Annotated in this window: 19 protein-coding genes; 6 read left to right on the top strand and 13 right to left on the bottom strand. The window is 41.6% G+C overall.

The genetic code is table 11. The annotated features are described in order from the left end of the window. Window positions 1-28: 28 nt before the first annotated feature. Window positions 29-1243 (bottom strand): 4Fe-4S binding protein, encoded by a 1215-nt coding sequence (locus L4D09_RS11100; RefSeq protein WP_428457629.1) that lies wholly within the window; start codon window positions 1241-1243, stop codon window positions 29-31. A gap of 268 nt (window positions 1244-1511) precedes the next feature. On the opposite strand from L4D09_RS11100, the gene def reads away from it, so the two are divergent. The 3 genes from def (at window position 1512) to L4D09_RS11085 (ending at window position 4075) form a co-directional block, all read left to right on the top strand. Then, window positions 1512-2024, top strand: a complete 513-nt coding sequence (gene def / locus L4D09_RS11095; RefSeq protein ID WP_428457575.1) for a peptide deformylase — start codon at window positions 1512-1514, stop codon at window positions 2022-2024. A gap of 159 nt (window positions 2025-2183) precedes the next feature. Then, a complete protein-coding gene (locus L4D09_RS11090) occupies window positions 2184-3575 on the top strand; it encodes an MATE family efflux transporter (protein ID WP_428457574.1) in 1392 nt (463 codons plus the stop codon). 17 nt (window positions 3576-3592) lie between these two features. Then, window positions 3593-4075, top strand: a complete 483-nt coding sequence (locus L4D09_RS11085; protein WP_428457573.1) for a CYTH domain-containing protein — start codon at window positions 3593-3595, stop codon at window positions 4073-4075. A gap of 90 nt (window positions 4076-4165) precedes the next feature. Here the strand turns inward: L4D09_RS11085 and L4D09_RS11080 are convergent, their stop codons facing one another. Both L4D09_RS11080 and pta read right to left on the bottom strand, forming a co-directional pair. After that, window positions 4166-4927: a sulfite exporter TauE/SafE family protein gene (locus L4D09_RS11080; protein ID WP_428457572.1), complete on the bottom strand. Its 762-nt coding sequence runs from the start codon at window positions 4925-4927 to the stop codon at window positions 4166-4168. Between the two features lie 13 nt (window positions 4928-4940). Continuing rightward, window positions 4941-5978 (bottom strand): phosphate acetyltransferase, encoded by a 1038-nt coding sequence (gene pta / locus L4D09_RS11075; RefSeq protein ID WP_428457571.1) that lies wholly within the window; start codon window positions 5976-5978, stop codon window positions 4941-4943. Window positions 5979-6149: 171 nt separating this feature from the next. Between pta and L4D09_RS11070 the strand changes: the two genes are divergently transcribed. Then, on the top strand, window positions 6150-6953 hold the full coding sequence (locus L4D09_RS11070; protein WP_428457628.1) for an IclR family transcriptional regulator: 804 nt from the start codon (window positions 6150-6152) through the stop codon (window positions 6951-6953). A 125-nt stretch (window positions 6954-7078) separates the two neighbouring features. Here L4D09_RS11070 and L4D09_RS11065 read toward each other — a convergent pair whose 3' ends face one another. The 3 genes from L4D09_RS11065 to L4D09_RS11055 form a co-directional block, all read right to left on the bottom strand. Then, window positions 7079-8344, bottom strand: coding sequence for a Rid family hydrolase (locus L4D09_RS11065; RefSeq protein WP_428457570.1), 1266 nt, complete (start codon window positions 8342-8344; stop codon window positions 7079-7081). An 877-nt stretch (window positions 8345-9221) separates the two neighbouring features. After that, the gene (locus L4D09_RS11060; protein ID WP_428457569.1) at window positions 9222-10001 is read right to left on the bottom strand and encodes a hypothetical protein; all 780 of its coding nucleotides are present in this window, start codon (window positions 9999-10001) and stop codon (window positions 9222-9224) included. 143 nt (window positions 10002-10144) lie between these two features. Next, a complete protein-coding gene (locus tag L4D09_RS11055) occupies window positions 10145-11032 on the bottom strand; it encodes a LysR family transcriptional regulator (protein ID WP_428457568.1) in 888 nt (295 codons plus the stop codon). A 112-nt stretch (window positions 11033-11144) separates the two neighbouring features. On the opposite strand from L4D09_RS11055, the gene L4D09_RS11050 reads away from it, so the two are divergent. Further along, window positions 11145-12815, top strand: a complete 1671-nt coding sequence (locus tag L4D09_RS11050; RefSeq protein WP_428457567.1) for an amidohydrolase — start codon at window positions 11145-11147, stop codon at window positions 12813-12815. A gap of 96 nt (window positions 12816-12911) precedes the next feature. Beyond that, entirely contained in the window at window positions 12912-13859 is a 948-nt protein-coding gene (locus tag L4D09_RS11045; protein ID WP_428457566.1) for a DUF2860 family protein, read from the top strand. Window positions 13860-13927: 68 nt separating this feature from the next. Here the strand turns inward: L4D09_RS11045 and L4D09_RS11040 are convergent, their stop codons facing one another. From L4D09_RS11040 to iolD, 7 genes are all read right to left on the bottom strand, one after another. Beyond that, the gene (locus L4D09_RS11040; protein ID WP_428457565.1) at window positions 13928-14830 is read right to left on the bottom strand and encodes a DMT family transporter; all 903 of its coding nucleotides are present in this window, start codon (window positions 14828-14830) and stop codon (window positions 13928-13930) included. A gap of 181 nt (window positions 14831-15011) precedes the next feature. Then, window positions 15012-15845 (bottom strand): MurR/RpiR family transcriptional regulator, encoded by an 834-nt coding sequence (locus tag L4D09_RS11035; protein WP_428457564.1) that lies wholly within the window; start codon window positions 15843-15845, stop codon window positions 15012-15014. A 77-nt stretch (window positions 15846-15922) separates the two neighbouring features. Beyond that, on the bottom strand, window positions 15923-16750 hold the full coding sequence (locus L4D09_RS11030; RefSeq protein ID WP_428457563.1) for a class II fructose-bisphosphate aldolase: 828 nt from the start codon (window positions 16748-16750) through the stop codon (window positions 15923-15925). A 17-nt stretch (window positions 16751-16767) separates the two neighbouring features. Then, window positions 16768-17637: a 5-deoxy-glucuronate isomerase gene (locus L4D09_RS11025; RefSeq protein WP_428457562.1), complete on the bottom strand. Its 870-nt coding sequence runs from the start codon at window positions 17635-17637 to the stop codon at window positions 16768-16770. A 199-nt stretch (window positions 17638-17836) separates the two neighbouring features. Further along, window positions 17837-18832, bottom strand: coding sequence for a 5-dehydro-2-deoxygluconokinase (iolC, locus tag L4D09_RS11020; protein WP_428457561.1), 996 nt, complete (start codon window positions 18830-18832; stop codon window positions 17837-17839). Between the two features lie 11 nt (window positions 18833-18843). Continuing rightward, window positions 18844-20019 (bottom strand): Gfo/Idh/MocA family protein, encoded by a 1176-nt coding sequence (locus L4D09_RS11015; RefSeq protein ID WP_428457560.1) that lies wholly within the window; start codon window positions 20017-20019, stop codon window positions 18844-18846. Window positions 20020-20133: 114 nt separating this feature from the next. Continuing rightward, window positions 20134-22005, bottom strand: a complete 1872-nt coding sequence (gene iolD, locus L4D09_RS11010) for a 3D-(3,5/4)-trihydroxycyclohexane-1,2-dione acylhydrolase (decyclizing) (protein WP_428457559.1) — start codon at window positions 22003-22005, stop codon at window positions 20134-20136. Window positions 22006-22098: the final 93 nt, after the last annotated feature.

Below are 22098 nucleotides of genomic sequence, written 5' to 3'. Positions count from 1 at the left end.
AAACTTCATTAACATAGCCTTGTCTTAATTAATAACTGATTAAATCCATTACTTGTATAAGCTGAATTCGAATTTCGTTACTGGTTTGACTGTGCCAAAAACCACTAGCAAAAGCTAATAATGGGATCCCAAACATAATAATAAATACTGTAATCATTAACTGTTTGCTTGAAAGTTGCCAACCATTGCGAGCTTTAAAACCTAATGCTTCTTTTTTAGGGCAAGCCGAAACACAACGCATACAAGCTTGGCACTCATCTGTTCGAATTTGTGTTGCGGTGTGAATGATGATGTTAGAGGGGCAGGCACGAGTACATTTGTCGCAATTCATATCACCGCACCCATTCAAGCAGTGGTTCTTTTCTCTACGAATTTTAAATGGGCTGACAAAACTCACTAACCCTAAAAGTGCACCATAAGGACAAAAATAGCGACAGAATGCTCTATTACGCCAAGCCGATATAAATAGAATGACGCCAAGCACTACCAATGTAATAGTGCCCGGTGCAACAAATAACCATGCCGTTTTTACATCTGCAATTTTGTGATAATTACCATTAAGGTAATATGGAATATTATCAGGGTGCATACCAAGTGAAATGAAAGTAAAAAAAGCCAACAATAGGTACTTAATCATCCTCAAAGGCCAATCTAACCATATTGGTACTCGATAAACTTTTTTAATTAAATTTACCCGCCAATTATAGATGTACTCACCTGCAAGGCCTAATGGGCATATCCAACCACAAAACGCTCGTTTACAAAAAAAACCAGTAATCAGTACGGTTAATAACATTACTGCACCAGCAGGATGAGTTTGGTCCCAAAAGCCAAGGCTAACAATTGCTTTTAGTTCAATGGCGGCGGCAATAGGTAAAAAGGCATCAATCACATCAGGGCGCAAAAAATTCGGAGAAATTTGCGTAGCTAATAGTGCTGTATGAATGACATATTGAATTGCGACAAAAAAGAAAGATAATGCCATTGTATGTTGGCAAACATTACGAAGAATATTTGGCCTTTGGTTTGCTTGTGCAGCTTCAGGATAAACTTTATGGAAACCTGTGATAATAATAACAGCTAGGGTTAATGCTAATAATAGTGGCCAGTATAATGTGGCTAAGGTTGCACTGAACACAATAGTTGCCGCAACTGCAGCCCCCAATTTTTGTCCACTGCTATAAAGTAAGCTTACACTATACATTAAGGCAAACATTAAAGTCATTGATTCAATAAAAGTCAAAGCAGCACCATATGAAATTTTTTCTGCATTATAAGCACTTATTAACAACAGGTGTGATGGTAAAACTAACATCTAAACTTTCATTGATACGCATTAACTTTAAGATAAAATAGAGTACTACTTTAGAGTCAAATACAAATATACCCAAAGAGAAAACTTAACAAAAAAATGCGATATTCCACAAAGAATACAATTCATGCTATGTGATATGCCAATCTATTTCGTTTATGATAACGCACTATGAATTTAGAAGAGTAAAAAGGTAATTATGGCAGTTTTAGATATTCTCACCGCTCCAGATCCAAGGCTTAAAGTTGTTGCTGATAAAGTGTGCAACATAGACTCCATACAAACATTAATCGACGATATGTTGGAAACGCTTTACGCTACTGAGAATGGAATTGGCTTAGCGGCTACGCAGGTTGGTCGCAAAGAAGCTGTCGTAGTCATCGATCTTTCTGATAATCGAGATGAACCACTCATTTTGGTCAATCCTGAGGTTGTCAGCGGTAGCAATAAAGCGTTAGGCCAAGAAGGATGTTTATCCGTTCCAGATTATTATGCGGATGTAGAACGTTTTTCTTCAGTAGTGGTGTCTGCTTTAGATCGTAAAGGTAAACCAATCACAATTGAAAGCGGTGAGTTTCTAGCAATAGTAATGCAGCATGAAATAGACCATCTCTCGGGTAACTTATTCATTGACTACCTATCGCCATTAAAGCGTCAAATGGCAATGAAGAAAGTAAAGAAATACATTAAAGCAAACTCTCAAGTGCGCTAATAACAAAAAGCTGCCATCAAATTACCCTTCTTTCACCTGAACTAGTCGATGTAGGTTGCCATAGGCGACACGGTGTTCTTCGCAGAGCACTGTCGACTAGTGTTCACTATCAATAATTGGTATCGTGCCCCTCGCGTATATTATTAACCTGAGACCTTCATGCAACCCCAACTTGACCAAGAAAACAGTGCCACCAATGGACCTATTCTCACCACATTTTTAAAGTACCTAGTGCCCTCCATCGTAGGGATGCTGGCGATGAGTTCAGCCTCAATTGTCGATGGTATATTTATCGGCAATTTTGTCGGTGTATCAGCACTGGCTGCAGTTAATCTGATCATTCCAATATTGTCAGTATTATTTGGCGTTGGTTTAATGCTATCCATTGGTGGGTCGGTGAGGGCTGGCAAGTACCTTGGAGAAGAGAACACGACAGCAGCTTCGGCCATATTTAGTAAAATTCTGATAACAGTCGTTTTATATGCCATCTTCATCATCACTATAGGTCTACTTTTCGAACCTTTCTTGTTCAGGCTACTCGGTGCAGGCGAAGATTTGATCCCGTTAATGAGCCAATATTATCGTGTGATTATGCCGTTCCTTTTAGCACAGTTAATTACCATTGTGCTGTACTTTTTTGTCAGGCTTGATGGCTTCCCTACCCTCGCGGCTACCGCATTAGTCATTGGCTCGGTACTTAATATCGCACTTGATTACCTATTAATCGCCGTGTTGGACTGGGGACTAACAGGTGCCGCTTGGGCTACCGGTTTATCACAGCTGTTTCCACTGCTCACCCTATTAACCTATTTCTGTAGCTCCAAGCGGAAACTGCATTTCTCATTGCGTCAGAGAAAATGGTCGGAAGTGTTTCAATCGGCCTACAATGGCCTATCAGAATTCATTAATGAAATTTCTGGCGGGATTATTGCGCTTATTTTTAATTTGATGCTCATTTCTCGTGCGGGTGTTGAAGGCGTCGCTGCCATCACGGTGTTAAACTATTTGTTGATGATTGGGTTCATGATCTTTTTCTCCATTTCCGATACAGCACAAGTCATGCTTAGTCAGAACTTTGGGGCAAAAAACATCCAGCGACTAAAACAGTTTTTAAACATCACTTTTGCGATGAGTTCCTTAGTCAGCGCATTGTTTATTTTCATTTTACTGTTTTTTAATGAATCACTGATTTATATGTTCCTTGATGTTCAAGGTACTGAAACCACCGTCACGATGGCGACTGAATTCCTGTATTACATTTGGCCAGTTTTTGTGTTCGCTGGCATTAATATGACTATATCCGGTTACCTAACAGCGGTTCACTTGCCTTTCCAATCCGGTGTAGTTTCATTATGCCGTAGCCTTATCTTCCCTGCGTCACTGTTGATCGTGTTATTTATAGTCCTTGACGACAACCGATTCGTGATTGCATTGCCGATTGGTGAAGGACTCACTTTCTTACTTGCAACTTCCCTTTTTCTTCGCCATAAACCAGAGCGGGTTATTGCCGAAGATAATGTGCAACCACAACTAAATTTAGAGACCCATTAACTAACTAGGAGTTAGATATGATTGAGATTGAACGTAAATTTTTAGTYAGTAGTAATGAGTTTAAGCAACAAGCGATGGCGCAAACGCGAATTATCCAAGGTTATCTTTGTTCAGTGCCAGAGCGTACTGTCCGTGTGCGAATCAAAGGCGATCAAGGCTTCATGACCGTAAAAGGAATTGGTAGTGAATCGGGTGCAAGCCGATTTGAGTGGGAGCATGAAATTTCAGTAGAAGAAGCTCAGGCGTTACTGGAAATTTGCGAAACAGGCATAATTGATAAAACACGCTATCTGGTCGCTTGTGGTAAGCATACTTACGAAGTAGATGAATTCTACGGTGATAACCATGGGCTGGTAGTTGCAGAAATTGAGTTGAGCTCAGAGGATGAACAGTTTGAAAAACCTTCATGGTTAGCTGAGGAAGTGACAGGAAAGCGTTGTTACTACAACTCGATGTTGATGAAGGTTCCTTTTAAAAAATGGAAAACGGAATCCATCTAATTCCATAGTTATTCTGCCTGATACAAACAAGCCCGCCTTCGGGCTTGTTTTAATAAACACGGCAGAGTAACTTGCAGATGCCCACAATTATCAAACCAGCATTGTTTGTATTGCCGACACTGTTAAGTAAAGGCCGATAACCATCAGCAAACTAAACACCATACGTCGCATTGTTTCAGCGCTAAATGGCGGTGGAAAGCGGCGGCCAAGATAAGTTGTCAGGCTCACAACAGGTAACGCAATGGCTGATAGCAACAATATTTCAGTATTCAACTGGCCTTGCACACCAATGAAGACACTACGTGATGCAGAGGTGCATGCGAAAACGACCAAGAGCATATTACGGATAATATGAATATCAAATGGCTGACGGTAGAACTGATAAACAAGTGGCGGCCCAGCCATACCAAAGAGGCCTCCAGTCAAACCAGAGCCAAACCCACTAACAAAAAAGCTGGTGTTACCCGAACGCTCTGTTTGCTGTTTTGGCCGCAGCATAAAATTAATGCCACTGTAAACAATCATAATCCCGACTAAACACTGCAATACACTCGCCGCTGAATAGCTCAAAAATTCTAGCAACAGCACGCCAGCAACCACACCTGGCAGTACCCCTATAACGACAGCCCGAACGGCTTTCCAATCAACCGTCCGTGTAGCACCAGGCAAAGCAAAAGCGCAATTTGCTAGCGTGATCAAGCTGACCACTGCCGCCATTATCGCAACTGTCGTTAACTCAAAAGCCGTTGTCGCCCCTATTGCAATGATCCCCAGCCCAAAACCTGTCACGGTTTGAAAATAGGTACCAACCATAATAATCGTTAGTAATAGTAAAAGGTTGTCTATCGTCATTCGCTGTCAGCTCTTAAATGGGTACTAATTCAGGTTCCAATTGTATTCCAACTGTTTCTTGCTGTGCCTGCACTACAGTCACAGCTATCACATGGTATATATCATCGACACTACAGCCCCGGGACAAATCATTCGCAGGCTTAGCTAACCCTTGCAGTAATGGACCAATCGCAATCGCACCACCTACTCTTTCAGCTAATTTATAACCTATATTGCCCGCCTCTAAATTGGGAAAAACCAATACATTCGACTGCCCTTTCACTTTAGAATCCGGCAATTTGCGCTGGGCAATTTCAGCGACAATGGCTGCATCTAATTGGACATCATTATCAATCGCTAATTCTGGCTGCTGCTGTTTTACATACCGTGATGCTTCAACAACCTTATCAACCGCCATATGCTTTGCGCTTCCGTTGGTTGAAAACGACAGCATGGCAACTTTTGGCTCTTCCATCAGCAAACTTTCAGCGCTTTGCGCAGCAGATAACGCAATGTTTGCGAGTTGCTCGGCATCAGGATCAACCACTAAACCGCAATCAGAGAAAATCATTCCTCCTTTTAAGTGGTGGAAAGGTTGGCACAACATCATCAAAAAGAAACTAGATACCAGTTTACTATCAGGTTTCATCCCAATAACCTGAATCGCATTTCTAACTACATCACCCGTTGTATGTACCGCGCCCGATACCGAGCCATCAGCCAACCCTTGCCTAACCAGCAAATTAGCAAAACAAAGTGGTTTCATTACTTCTTGTTCTGCTTGTTGCCGTGTCATTCCTTTTTTGCAACGAAGTTCGAATAAGGTGTCAGCCAAAGTACTCGTTAATACTGAATCAGCAGGATCGATAATCTCGGCCCCGCTGATATCTATTTTATTCGCTTTAAGTTGCTGTTGAATGTTACTTCTGTTACCAACCAAAATAACTTTCGCAATGCCTTCAGAAGCCACTTTCTGGGCGGCGAATAAAACTCTTTTGTCCTCAACTTCGCATAACACAATCCGTTTTGGGTGCTTTTGTGCTTGTTCGATGATTCGATTGATTGCTTTCACTTTGCCTGCCTTAATCGGCCTCACAATACAAACAACAAATAATGAGACAAATAATTCCAATTATTGATGTAAGATTAAATATTAATCACTATATCGCAAATCGTCAACGCAAATTCAAATAAACGGTATAATTAGTAGTATTATGTAGAAAGGAATCAAACAGATATGATAATGACAGCACAAGTGAAAAAGATACCAGAGCAAACTCGTGTCGAAGGAGACACACCAACATTACGCCTTTTTTCTTTACTGGAAGTCATCGCAGCGAAGGATGAGTTTTTCTCGCTGCAAGGGTTAGTTGAGGAAACAGGGTTGCCTAAACCGACTCTGCATCGGATGCTACAACAGCTTGAAAGTGCAGGTATTATTCAACGTGATGGTGATGACCGCCACTATAGTTCAGGGATTAGGTTACGTAACCTTGCAGAAAAACTACTACTTAACAGTACAACGCATAGCGCCCGCCACACAGTGCTTTCACAACTAAAGGAAGAAGTTGGAGAAAGCTGTAATTTAACCGCGCTATCCGGCGGTGAGATCATTTATGTTGATCGTGTAGAAACCGAAGCACCATTGCGTTTTTACTTGCATCCAGGTTCAAGAGTGCCTGTACACTGCTCGGCAACCGGAAAGCTATTCTTAGCCAGTATGAGCCCATCGCAGCGTCGCCGCTTACTCAACAATGTTCCACTCACGCAGTATACGGAAAAAACCATTATCGATTTTGACGAGCTTGAAGCTGAGCTTGAAAACGTAAAAGCAAATGGTTATGCCATCGATAATGAAGAGTTCTTACCCGGCCTATTCTGTGTTGCCGTACTCGTTCCAGCTAAAAATGGGCGTTCAAACTTAGGCATTGCAATTCAAGCGCCGATTATGCGCCTAAAACCCGAACAAGCTTTACACTTTCTGCCTGCATTACAACGAGCCGCAGCAGCCTTAGCCAAAATTGAAGAAGAAAGCTGGCCAAATTAGTAGGCTGGAAATGCTCATTAAACGAAGAAAATCTCGCTATAAGCTTGGGCTGATAAATTAAAAAGGATCTAGTTCACTAGATCCTTTTTTTCATTTCACCGTCAATTACTTAAACTATAAGTTAATTAAGCTTGTGGTGGTGTACCTTCACCGTTAGATACAACGGCATCAATTTGCACTAAAGCGTCCATCTCAATTTGTGAAACACCAACAACAGTACGAGCTGGAAGATCGCTTTGGAAGAACGTCGTATAAACTTCATTCACAGTATCCAGATCTGCAATATCTTTAAGCTGGATATTAATTTTAACGATATCGTCCATCACGTGGTTAATGCTTTCCACGATTGCTTGGATGTTTTTCATGCACTGTTCAGCCTGCTCTTTGGCGCCGCCAGCAACGATTGCATTTGTTTTCACGTCAACTGGAAGTTGAGCGGCAATGTGGTTGTAATGAGAGAAAGCAACTGTTTGCGTGTGTAGTGCGCTTTGTGGTGCATTTTCAGTATTGTTTGCAATGATGACGATGCCGTGACGATCTTCAACTTCTTGTGGTGGTGTACCGTCACCGTGTGATACTGATGCATCGATTTGTACTAAAGCACCCATAGGCAGTGCGTCAGCAGCAATTGTTGTGCGTGCAGGTACGTAAGCTACTGTACGAGCGATAGCTGAATCTGGGAAGAATGTTGAATAGACTTCATTTACTGCGTCAACATCTGACAGATCGCTTAGGTACATATTGATTTTAACGATGTCATCGAAAGGTACGTCGATGCTTTCTAGGATTGCCTTAATGTTTTTTAGACACTGAGCTGTTTGCTCTTTTACGCCACCTTCTACTAGCGCACCTGTTTTAGGGTCTACTGGTAGTTGAGCAGAAATGTTGTTGTAGTGAGAGAAAGCAACCGTTTGGGTAGATACAGCACTTTGTGGTGCACTTTCAGTGTTACGTGAAAGCTTGATAAGCGCACAAGGATCTTGTGGGGCTGTACCTTCACCGTTTGAGATAAGCGCATCCATCTGAACTAAAGCATCGCTCATTGGTAAAGCTGCAACTTGCACCGTGGTACGTGTTGGAAGTAGGTTTTCAAAGAAAGTTGCGTAAACTTCATCTACCGCTTCAACGTCATCGATGTTCTTAAGAAACACGTTAATTTTTACAACGTCATCCATCACGTGATCGATACTTTCTACGATTGCTTTAATGTTCGTTAAACACTGTTTTACCTGCTCTTTCACATCACCAATGACGATTTCACCTGTTTTAGGGTCTACAGGTAATTGGGCAGAGAAATTATTGTAGTGAGAGAAAGCAACTGTTTGTGAAGATACAGAGCTTTGAGGTGCATTTTCAGTGTTTCGAGAAACTTTAATGATAGCGCCAGTCATATCGAATATTGTCCTTTGATGTAGTACAGAAATAGCTATTAATCTTTAATAGTTATCATTGGAATGAATAATTTAAGTGAAGCAATGGTAAATTATATTATTTAGGGTAAATGTGAGATACATCTAAATCTCATTCCACTAGACTACCGGATAAATAGGATAAATAGTCACTTTATGACTAATTATCCACAATTCTTTTAATAACCTGACTGTAATAACAAATTATTTTTGTGAGTAATTCGTAGATAGTGAATATAATCTCAGTAAGCTAAATGTACAATTCGATGAATTTAGTCTAATTATGATAAGTTGTTCACAATAAACTCATTAAAATTAATACACGTACTCCTTTCTTGCGCCGTTTATGTCATTTACAATGCATAAAATCCCTAAATAGCCTACTGAGTGCAATTTGCTGTATCAGCACTTACTCTCATACAATATGAAGCAATTGCACAATTTTAATTACAGTATCAAAAAAGACGGTCATCGATACCGCCTTTCACTGTGGTTTATTGAGCCATTATTTTCTATTCCTAAATATTAACTTTGGATGTTATATTTCTGTTACGATACAGTGGAATCTGTAGCGTATATAGCTTTAAATTTTCAGCATTACCTCCGTTAAATAAAGTATGAACATCCATGATTTACACTAATTAATAACGATAAATATACAGTTAATAATCTACTGTTAAGTTAATAGGTGTTACTGGTTCGGTATCATATTCGAGCACAAGTTCATAAATGCACTCTGATTCATTAACCTCTTTACACCCAATAACAGAAAGTAGAACAGCGACTAAAAGAGACGCCTTGAGTATATTCATGACATACCTCTAGATAACTTCGTGAACAACTTTATTTCACTATCAAATTAGAAGTACCATTTTACGCCGAACTCAAGAGTTACATCACCGTCTCCTTCGATTCGAGAACCGTTGGGCAAGGTAATATCCGTTTCGTTATAAGCTAACTTGGTCACAAACCACTGACCATAGTTATTTTTAATTGGAGATTGGAAAACAAAATTTAGCGATTTAGATTCCAATTCTACATTATCACCACTCACGTCAAAGTATTCTGGCCAAAGTAGTAGAAAAGAGCCATTATCACCTATTGGTGTGGAAACGAATAGATTCGCTAAATAGCCATCTGCTGTTTCACCAAACACCTCACCAACGGAATAAGCAACATTTGGGAACACTTGGAAACCGGGTGTAAAACTGCCATCTATAGCAGCTACAATACCTGCTGAAAACAGTGAGGTATCATCAAGACCTCGATTTTTCTGATGAATTAGATCTGTAGAAAAACCAATACGAGGAATATAGGAATTGCCTGTAGCATGCACTTGAAAGTATTGAGCACGACCGCCTAAATAATCACCATCAAAGCTATCATCACCATAACGGTCACCGAAAATACCTTCCGCAAAACCTGCAAAATCGACATTTTCATTCCATTTTCCCGAAAACATCCCCGAAACCCGGATATTAGCATCTGAAGTAACATATAACGCTGCTTGTGGATTTACTTTCGTCACATCTTGTAGATCATCTGGGTTGATAACTGAATCAACGTCTTCGTGGGAGAATACCATCGGACTAGTGCAAATTAATGTTGATATTACCAATTTATTTAACCTATTAGCCATTATGTATTCCTCAACTTCACTTAATGTTTGTTTGTATTCCGAACTGGATGGCTAATACTTTACAGGCGACAAATCAAACAAAAAAATCACATTTGGATGGCTTTGCCATCCAAATTGATTATTGAAGACATCTGAGGATGAATTTAATCACTGAAGAAGCGTCGGATGAAATTAATAATTGAGGTAAATGGCTCTTCTTGATCTTTCTCGTATAGGTGAAAAGCATTTAGTAAGAAAGAAAACTCCTTTCCGATCTCTATTACATTCAATTCAACGATTTTATCTCTGGGTTCTAAAGCCTCCATATATGATTTTGGCATAAACCCCCAACCGGAATTTTTTAACAATTCGAACATTAAATCATTATTACTAACTACGATTGAATTAGGGCTCGCGCGAAAACCGTCAATACTTGCCCCTAACTCTACTTGCGATTCAGTTAATAAGTGAATATCTAGAAATAAATCCTCAATAGTAGGGTTGGTTTCCTTTGCCAATTTTGAACTCTTCCCTGTATATACCCCAAATTTAACCGAGCCTAATGCACGCCACGTTACGTTCTCGACCGAGAATATCTTCCCATGTGAAGGTAAAATCGCTATATCAAAGTCACCACTACTCAAACCTTGTAGTGATTGTTCTCTATTTCTGTTCAACCAATGAATATTAATTTCAGGCCACTTTTCTCGAATATAGCTATTTGTTTCAGCTATCAACTGTGTAGGAGTGAACGTATCAATACAAATTGTGATATCAGAAATAGCATTATCAAAAAGGTTTAGTCCATGCTCATGAAGGGAGCGGTGTTGTCTCGCAAGAAGTCTCGCTCGTTTGATAAGCCGTTTTGCATTATGAGTTGGAGTCGCTTTTTTCCCCTCAATAGAAAACAACTCATACCCCAAAATATCTTCATAAGTATGAATATGTTCCCTAATTGTTGCTCTAGATTTTCCAAGATCCTTCGCTGAACTGCTATATGACCCATGGTCGAAAACTGAAACGAAAGCTAGAACCTGATCAATTGTGTGCATACGACCCCTTAAATGTATGGGAAACCCAAACATATACGATTTTATCTGGTAAGTATTTTTTGCAAAAGTATGACACATCTCGTATATCATGCCTACATAAGGAAACTAACTGATGAAAAGACTCTGCTTAGTGCTGTCCCTTACTCTTTCCCCTGTCGTTTTTGCTGCACCCGACTTAATCTTGTATAACGCTCATGTCTTGCCGATCACCGGTGAAAATGACACCGCAGAAGCTATCGCAATCAAAGATGGATTAATTTATAAGGTCGGCACAAACAATGAAGTGTTAAAAACTAGAGCAGGAGATACTGAAATAAGAGACATGAATCTTAAAATTATTGCTCCAGGATTTATCGACTCTCATGCTCATTTCGCCCAATACCTGCCATTTATTGAAAGTCCATTCCTCTACCCTTCCCCAATGGGTAATGTGAATAACTTTTCTGAGCTAAAAAGAGAGATAGCCAACTATTTTGACTCTGAAGAGCGTGGCAAGGATATTCTTCATGTCGCTTGGGGCTACGATGATGCCGAGCTTGAAGAAAAAGCTCACCCAACGCGTGAGGAACTGGACAGTTACACCACTGGCTATAAATTTTGCGCCATTCACATTTCTGGGCACTTAAGCAGTTGTAATACGGAAGCATTTGAACTCATTGGCTACACCAATAATAGCAAAAACCCTAGTGGCGGTGTGATCCGACGCGATGAAAACGGCATACCAACTGGAGTTCTTGAAGAGTCAGCGGTATACCCCATTCTTAATTACTTGCCTGAGATGACAGGCGAGGACGTAATAAGGAAGTTCAATAAAGTCCAAGATATGTTTGCTGGATATGGCATTACGACCACACAAGAAGGGGTTGCTACGATTCCAGCGATAAAAATGTTAAAGCACATGGCGGAACAAGAACAGCTGAAAATTGATGTTTTGGCTTATGCTAAGTGGGTTAACCTACATGAAGCTCACAAAATAGTACCGATGAGAACAAGTGTAGGCAATTTCAAAATGGCAGGAGTGAAGCTTGTTGGAGATGGCTCTCCTCAGGGGAAAACAGCTTATTTATCAACACCATATTATGTAGCACCCCATAGCCATTCATATGACTATCATGGCTACCCTGTACTTTCTCAAGAAGAAATGGATCACTACGTTCAAGAAGCCTATAAGTTAAATGCTCAGATTTTAAGTCATAGTAACGGCGACGCATCGACTGATATTCTATTGAATGCTATTGAAAAAGCAGATGAAAAATTTGGTAAGGAAGATCGACGCTCGGTGGTGATTCACGCCCAAACCGCACGACTCGACCAAATTAAAAGAATGAAAGAAAATAATATGATTCCTTCTTTCTTCCCTGCTCATACCTTTTTCTGGGGTGACTGGCACCGAGAGTCAGTTCTAGGTAAATGGCGTGCTTCCAATATTTCTCCAACAGGGTGGGCTCTATCTAACGACCTCGACTTCACTATACACATGGATGCACCGGTACTGTTCCCTGACATGATGACCAATATGTGGACTGCAATAAACAGAACAACAAGAAGTGGAATTACGCTAGGTGAGCAACATAAGCTAACCCCATATCAAGCATTAGAAGCCGTCACTATCAAAGGCGCATTGCAAAATTTTGAAGAAAATTCCAAAGGCAGTATTGAAGTTGGGAAACGCGCAGATCTAGTTGTACTCGCGGAGAACCCACTTACTGTCGAACCTATGAGTATCAACAAAATAGCGATTCTTGAAACCATTAAAGATGGTGAAACTATTTTTATTAAATAACAACATGTCGTTAATAAAAAGTAATAGCCTCTCCACCGGGTGAGGCTATTTCCCACATATTAAATTATCCCTAAGTTTTTAATAGGCGTTAAATAAATGAAACAGCTATTTTTAGGTTGCATACTACTATGTATTCATTTTTCTTCCTTTGCGTTTAACAAATCTAACTTATCAGGAGAGTTATCAATAAACACAGGGTTATCTCTGAGTAATTCTAATTTAAATTCAAACGGGAAAAACCAACAGGAAAAGTTATCACAGCAATCATCCTATGATGACAGTGTATTTATTGTTCCTTTTGGTCGTTTAAATTACACATTAGACGACAGCCAAGAACAAAGCATTTATATCGGTACCTCACGTGACGACTTGACTATAGGTACACTCGCATTTGAAATTGGTTATCACCGTAGGCTTCATATGGGGACAAAATTAGACATTGCCTACCTTCCAAGCATCATTTCTGGTGAAGTATGGGAAGACCCATACCAAATGGGCCATAGAAAGGAGACCGATATGGAGAGGGATGCCTACCGACTAAAGTTATCTCACATCTTAGGCTCTAACTTCTCGGTTGATTTAAGGTTTGCTACATCAAAAGTTGATAAAGAGGCTATTCATTATAATGAGCTTCATAGAGACTCTGACGCATATTTTGTTAAAGGCCAATACTTAACAATGTTGAAACCGAATTCGGGGTTAGTGTCTTCGCTCGCATACACAAATAATGATGCTATAGGTAATGCTGCTTCTTTTGATAACTACAAATTAGAAGCAACCTATTTTTCCCAGTTTAACAATCATAATCTAGCGATAACAAGCAGTGTTTCCTATCAAACATATGGAGCAGAGAACCCGATATTTAATAAAAAACAGGAGGACTATATATATAAACTTACCATTGCATATGAATATTCAAACATACCAAACTGGGAAAACTGGAGCATCACTTCAATTAACATTATAGAGAACAACCAATCTAACATTGGCTTTTATAAAGAAAAAAACTCACTTTCTCTTATAGGTATTAATTATAAATTCTAGATTACCTCTTCATCCTAAATAATCAACCTATGATTTGATAAACTAAGTTAATAAGAGAAATTTTATTATCACTTTATTGAATGCATTGACAAACGTTTGAAATTTTTAGTAATAACATTACTACCACGGTATATAAACAGTGATAGTAATATTAAGAAACAGCCAGCCACTTTATGAGCAGGCATCGATTCACTATACCAAAGCACACTCAGAATAACTGTCCACACTGGCTCGAGGATCATAATAATGGCGGCATTCGCAGCCGTGGTATTTTTTTGCCCTGCGGTTTGCATTACATATCGAATGCTGGTTGCAACAACCACACTAAGGAAAAACCATCCCCAAATACTGCTTGCTATAACTTCCGGCCGAGTTTCAAAGATTACAGAAACAATCAGCCCCATACACCCTGTGACGAATAGCTGCAAACAAGTCAGTAATAAGGTTGGAATGCGACGAGCATATTTGCTGTTAAAGTTAAAATGAATCGCTAACATCACCGCACAAAGCACAAACCATATTTGGCTTGTCGACTGCTGCCACCCTCCGCCTCCACCAAGAGAAAGCATCATTAAACCAACAATAGCGATAGGTAAAGATAACCAGAATATACGTGGTGGCCGCAGTTTAAATAGAGGCCAAGCAACAAGGGGGACAAACAGCATAGAGAGGCTCATAATAAAAGCTCCCTCGCCTAGCGTCTCACTAATCGATATTGCATATATCCATAACAATAATGCAGCAGAAAGTAGACAGCCTACGCCCATCGCTTTGATGAGATCACTTTTAGTGACTTGCTTAAATGAACGAATACAAAAAGGGAGTAACAGTAACGATGCTAGGACAAATCGCAAACCTATAAAACCAAACGGCGGTAACCCTTGGATCGTTTCTTTTGAAAATATCCAACCTGCCGCTGCAAGCATGGTGGTTACAACCAAGATTAAATCGGCCCGGCGTTCAAGTTTCATATTTGTCCTATTAAAAAAGCAGGAATATTTATTGTATGACAATTATTTATTGAGCTATTATATCTTACTTATAAATAGAATGGTTAAAAAAGGTCATAAAGTGACAAACTGTAGGTATATTTATAATAATACAGGTATAAAAAAACTGGCCTTAGCCAGTTTTTGTTTAAAACGCTTTACGCTATACAGCTTCTCGACACATTAAACTAACCGCTAAGGTTTGAGCGAGATACATGGAGCTACTGAGCGACCGGAAGCCCATCACTTCACCTTCAAGAACTTCAAAGCAAACGTCCATTTTACTACCGTTCGCAGTCATCTGATTATCAGTAATGGCAACGACAGGTACACCTTTTTCATGCGCGCTGTTAATCAATTCACTGGTTTCTGGCGCGTAAGGTGTAAACGTAACGGTCAACAATACGTCATTTTTGTTCATTCGACGTGTCATTGGAGTCAGCATTCCACCATGGTCATCAAGTAAAATGACGTTATTGTCTGATTTCATCAAGGCATACCACAGATAAAACGCCACAGGGTAAGCACGGCGCATACCTTGAATGTAGATCGTTTCTGCACCATCAAGTAACGATACTGCGCGATCAAGTTTTTGCGGTGACACCGTGATCTGAAGCTGCTCTATCGCTTCAATATTTGCTGTACCAAAATCTTGAAAAATAGCCGTTGGTGACTCAGGTTGAAATTCTTCTGTCTCACGAGCTTTGCGTACACGCTCTTTGTAATCACGAGGACGGTTCAAATACTGATCACGGAACAGTGCCTGCATTGAACTAAATCCATCAAAGCCCATTGCATTGGAGAAACGGCTTAATGTGGAAAGTGGCACATTTGCTTGTTCAGCAATCGTTGCCATGGTTTCGACAGCAACGAGCATAGGCTGAGCCATGACAAAATCAGCGACCTGCTGCAAACGCTGACTTAAACTATCATAGCGTTTAACAATTAACTCTCGTAATGTGTCTAAATCGACGGGTACGTGTTCTACAACGTCCATACTTAACCGCCCTCCCATGATAATGCAATAATAACAATATATTATACCCCAGCCTTTACTTGACTGAGGTATGTTTTTTACGACAATAACTTAAAGTTACGAATCGCTTCTTCTTTCACATAAGGCATTGCTTTTTGCATAAAGTAGATACGATCAAACTTCTGTGGTTCATCGTTCATAAAGTCACGCAAATTATGACCTAATGCTTGTCGTAAACATGTACCGATGTTGAATTTTGATACGCGGCTCTGCTTCAACTTATGCATGTCTTCATCACGAATACCACTTGCACCGTGGATAACCAATGGAATCGACACTTCATTCGCAATTTGATCGAGCAAACCAAAGTCAATGGTACACGTTGGCTCGGTAAGACGGTGTACATTACCTACCGAAATCGCCACACAATCAGCACCACTCTCCTCAGCAAAACGGGCAGCATCTGCAGGGCTTGTATCAATTGTCTTGATATGATCACGACCTTCTTCATAAGGCACCGAACCAATTTCACCTTCCACTGAAGCACCAAGTGCATGAGCAACATCAGCCACTTTACGTGTTCTTGCGATGTTCTCTTCCAGCGGCAGCTGAGAGCCATCAAACATCACTGAACTAAAACCCGCTTTTAACGCGCGAAATACAATATCTTCTTCATAAGTATGGTCGAGGTGCAAGCACACTGGCACACTACTGTTATGAGCGAGGTTCAGAAACATTGCCGCAGCAGTTTCAACGCCGTAGAAATCAACCACATCTTTATTGCAAGCTAGAATGACAGGCTTATTTACTTCTTCTGCCGCTTCAACGACTGCACGGGCATCTTCAAAGCCAAAGACATTAAAACAAGGAACTGAGTAGTCAGACGCGGCTGCTTGTGGCAATAAATCATTTAAATTTACGAGCATAGTCTTCGCTCTCCTTATTATTTAAATTTGGCAATCATATCCTTGATGCCTGGAATGGTTTCCACTTGATACTCATGGTGTGGGTCGAAGTGTTGAACTAGTGATTTTGATGTTTTGCCCACGATAATCGTGAAGTAATACATTTCGTAACCTGGCGCAGCAACACTTGGGTGGTAGCCTTTATCAATCGCGATAACTGAACCCGTACGTACATGGTAAACAGGGCCGAAATCATCTTCATGCTCGTATAGGAATTGTGCACCGAAGCCAAAATCTGGATTAAAACGGAACTGGTATACTTCTTCGTACAAGGTTTCTTTGCTGCCATCTTCTTTAACACGGTCTTCATCGTGCTTGTGCGGAGGGAAGCCAGACCAACCACCTGCACCAACTGTAAACAACTCACTTACCAGTAATCGGCCGCGCTTATCTGCATTTGACTGGCCTAGTACATGTTTAATTTTGCGGTGTGTTTTGGTCTCATCAGAGCCATATTGAACAAACTCAACATCTTCTTGACGGCTGCAAAACGGTTCCAGCGATTCTTCAAATTTACCACCAGCAATCATTACGTCGGCATTGTCGCTGACACATTCAATTTCAGCGGTATAACCAAGTGGTACATACACCGACTCAGGATCACCGTCCCATACCGATTTACGCTTACCGATATTGTCGAATACTTCGGTCTTTTCGCCATTGGTGACTGTGATAGAGCACGTACCGCCAGCCAGTACAATCACTGACTCGTAACCGTCTACACTGTGTTTGTGTGACTCACCCTGCTTTAAGCAAACCTGATTGAAGTAACACAGTGGAGTGACTTCATCATTTACATCAACGATTGGCTGGTTCTTATTATCAAATGGTGGGATATGCTTACCCATAGTTCTCTCTCCTCACTGCCCTGTTTATAATACGTTTGTCGTTAAGCGCAGCGTTGTAATATTTAAATTTAGTATTTTGATTTTTCGATAAAAAAGCCGGACCTCGATGGTTTGCATGTCACTTCTAAACGTGTTTAGGCGATGAATGCTGGTCCGGCTGACCGTAATGACCTATTATCACACCGTCCGAAGACGAGTTTTAAAGGCCCTGTTCTCTAGTCTCAATAAAATCAAACAGTTGCTCTTTGGTTGGCATAGCTTCAGTGCAGCTATTACCACTTACATTTATTGCTGCAGCCGCTGAGCCATGTTTCACGCCATCTTCAAGCTCTCCACCATTGACCAGTGTCCAAATTAGGCCACCTGCAAATGAATCGCCTGAACCAAATGGCTTTTGAACCTCAACACGGAAGATACCTTGCTGGAATTTGTAACCATCTCGGCAGTACACTTTTGAGCCAAACTCACCCGCTTTAATAACGACAACTTGTGTATTTGCACGTAGAAAGCGCTCTGCTGTCGCATCGTCATCGGCATTACCCGGAGCTAACACAGTTTCCATCATGTCGAACTCTTCACGGTTACCAATAACGATGTCTGAAAGACTCGCGGCAATACCGTAATAAATAGAAGCATCGACATCAGTGCGCCATGAGTACGGGCGGTAATCAACATCCAACACGACCAGTGTGTTACTACGGCGAGCATGCTCCATCGCAATCAGCGTTGCTTCTCGGCTAGGGCTTTCAGACAGTGCTGTGCCTGTTACTACGAGTACTTTTGAACTGGCGATGTAAGCTGGGTCAACCTGCTCTGGCTTAATCGTTAAATCTGACGCTTTATTACGGTAAATCAATACCGTACAGTCACTTGGCTTCATTTCAGTAAATGCGACAGACGTTCGTGAGCCAGAATCGTCTGTCATCATGCCATCTAAGTTAATTCCTTGGCCTGACATGTACTGTTTTACGTAGCCGCCGAATGCATCATCAGCAACGCAGCCGATGAATCCGACGTTACCACCGAGCTTGCTGACAGCAACAGCGATGTTAGCTGCAGAGCCACCAACGAACTTGTTAAACCCTGAAATATCAGCCATGTCCGTATTGGATTCACGAGCGTATAAATCAACGCCCGCACGACCTAACACTATGGCATCCAAAGGACGGTCTTGCTGAAGTGCAATCTTTGTCATGGTGTTATCCTTTACTTGTATTCAACCCAAGCTGCGTTTTGGTCTGCTGACTCTACGCACTTTTCACACAGGCGTACGCCTTCAATACCCGCATCAATACCTGGGAACCAGATACCTGCTAGCGCTTCTTGATCATCTCGATTCGCGGCATCAAACGCCATGGCAAAACGATGGTAGAGGTTTGCCCAAGACTCAAAGTAGCCTTCTGCGTGACCACCACCAACACGGTTAGCAGCAACACCCGGTGCATCTTGGTGTAAGTAGCCCATACCACGCTCTAGTACTCGAGCAGGCTCACCTTGTACTTCATAGCGAAGTTGGTTCGGTTGCTCATCCCACCATTCGATAGATGCTTTTGAGCCGACAATACGGATTTTCTGCTGGTGCATCGCGCCAGAGTTAACCGCTGATGCCCAAAGCGTGCCAACTGCTCCGCCTTTAAATTCCATCATCACGTGTGCATTATCTTCTAATGGCGTACGAGATTTGATGAAGCTTTGACGCATGCAAGATAGACGGTCAACTTCCAGATCGGTCATTACTTCACACAGATAGAACGCGTGTGTACCAATATCACCCAACACATATGTTGGACCAGATACTTCAGGGCTTACACGCCACTTCAAACCTGGATCGTTTAACTCGTACTCTTCGTTATGGAAGCCATGCGCGAACTGCATGTTGATAACACGGATTTCACCAAGGTCGCCACGTTTCACCATTTCACGTGCTTGCTGCACCATTGGGAAGCCGCTATAGCCATACATCACACCGATGACACGGTTGTTTTTCGCTGCGATTTCTTTTAATTCCTCAGCTTCTTCCGTGGTGAAGGTAATCGGCTTTTCACACACGACATGTAGGCTTGCTTCTAGCGCTGCTTTACAAATTTCATAGTGGGTCGAGTTTGGTGTGGCGATAGATACAGCCTGAATACCGTCTTCACGTTGTGCTTCTTGCTCAAACATCTCTTTGTAGTTTGCATAACAACGATCGCTGTCTAGGCCAAGGTTGATACCAAAATCGCGACAACGGTCAGCATTTAAATCGAAGGCGCCCGCAACCAATTTGAACAAACCATCACGCTGTGCTGCATTACGGTGCGAATAACCAATTTGGCTACCACGACCACCACCGACCATTGCCCAACGGATTGGTTGTTCAAAATGCGTTTCTTCATTAAACATAGCTTTGCTCCTTTGCAGGTATCACGACCACTTTAAGCTGTGCTTTTCAGTGATACCTGCGTATAGATATTGGAAAATGAAAAATAATAACTTTTTAACTAAATTCGGTAGCGCTTATACACCGCGGCGCTGTGCTGAACGGCCTTCTTCCCAGTCAGAGACTTTTTGCGCCGTTTCATCGTTGCGCGTCACTTCTGGTAAACCCACTTCCCACCAACAGTCACACTTCGACCATGCAGCTGGTGATACAGGATCGATATCAACCACTATCACATAAGTACGGTCAGCTTCTTTAGCGCGGGCAAAGGCAGCATCAAACTCGTCCACAGAGGTCAATTTTTCACTGATAGCGCCTTGCGCTTCTGCATGCTTAGCAAAATCCACACGTGCTAGCTCACCATCAGGGCGACGACAGTCTTCAAGCAGGTTATTGAAGGACTCATTACCTGTGTTGTTCTGTAGCTTGTTGATAACCGCGAAACCGCCGTTGTCACACACAACCACAATCATCTTGTGACCAGTTAACACTGAAGAGTAAATGTCAGAGTTTTGGATTAGGTATGAACCATCACCGACTAGTACAACAACATCGTTGTCAGGGTTGGCGATTTTCGCCCCCCAGCCACCGGCAATTTCATAACCCATGCACGAGTAACCAAAGTCGATATCAAACTTACCAATTTGGTAGTTCTGCCAGTTCATTGACAGCTCGGCTGGTAGGCCACCCGCAGCCGTCAGAACCGTATCGCCTTTTTCCATTGATACATTCAGTTTGCCAATCACCTCTGCGTAAGAAGAGGTACCCGGAAGCAAATCACCTTCTTTCGGGTGTGTACGACGCTGTACTAATGCTTTCCACTCATCAGCTTCTGTTTTTGCCTTATCAGACCATTCATCGCCTGAACGCCAATCACCTAACAGTGCTGATAATTTGGTCATTGAGGATTTTGCGTCACCCAGTACTGGGTAAGACATGTGTTTAATGGCATCGAACTTAGCAACGTTAATGCTGACCAGCTTCATATCAGGGTTTTTGAATACCGTCCAAGAGCCTGTTGTGAAATCTTGTAGACGGGTACCGATAGCAAGAACCACATCAGCATCGTTCGCCATATGGTTGGCTGAATCTGAGCCCGTAACACCGATAGGACCTGCATTTAATGGGTTGTCTTGCAGCATAGTGGCACGGCCAGCAATGGTTTCTACCACTGGGATATTGTGCTTGCCTGCAAAATCTGCCAGCTCATCAGTTGCCAATGAGTAATGCACGCCACCACCTGAAATAATTAGCGGCTTTTTCGCTTGCAGTAGAATTTCTTTCGCTTCTTCCAGCACGATCATTTCTGGCTCTGGGCGGCGAATACGGTGTACTTTTTCAGCAAAAAACACTTCAGGGAAATCGTATGCCACACCTTGTATGTCTTGCGGTAAGCCAAGGAATACCGGGCCACACGTTGCAGGGTCAAGCATAGTATCAAGAGCTTGTGGTAACGTGTGCATCAGCTGAGGAGCTGATAGAATGCGATCCCAGTAACGTGTCAATGGCTTGAAAGCATCATTTGAGGTAACAGACGGATCCTCAAAGTTTTCCGGTTGTTGCAATACAGGATCTGGTAGGCGGCTAACATAAGCATCGCCAGAAATAAGTAATAGAGGTAGACGGTTTGTATGCGCAATACCTGCAGCCGTGACCATATTGGTTGCGCCAGGGCCAATTGAACTAGTTGCAATACCAATACGACGACGTTGATTAGCCTTAGCATAAGCAATAGCAGCTGTTGCCATTGACTGCTCGTTCTGACCACGCCATGTCGGAATTTTATCTTCGATATTTTTTAGTTGCTGGCCAAAACAAGTAACATTACCGTGGCCAAAAATGGCGAAAGCAGCACCGAAAAGTTGTTCTTTCTTTCCATCAATTTCAATCATTTGTGCTGCAAGGTACTTAGCAAGTGCTTCAGCAACAGTCAGGCGTACAGTATTCATCTTCTTCCTCGTTTTTCGTTATCCGAAAAATAGCGTCCTTAATCTGACTGCGTATTTTTTTCATCTCTATTGCAATCAGTGTGTTTTAAGGGG

This window comes from Photobacterium makurazakiensis, from assembly GCF_050336715.1.
GTDB classification, from domain to species: Bacteria; Pseudomonadota; Gammaproteobacteria; order Enterobacterales; family Vibrionaceae; genus Photobacterium; species Photobacterium makurazakiensis.
Note: the sequence above shows the minus strand (reverse complement) of the source record. Positions and strands in the feature narration are given on the sequence as shown.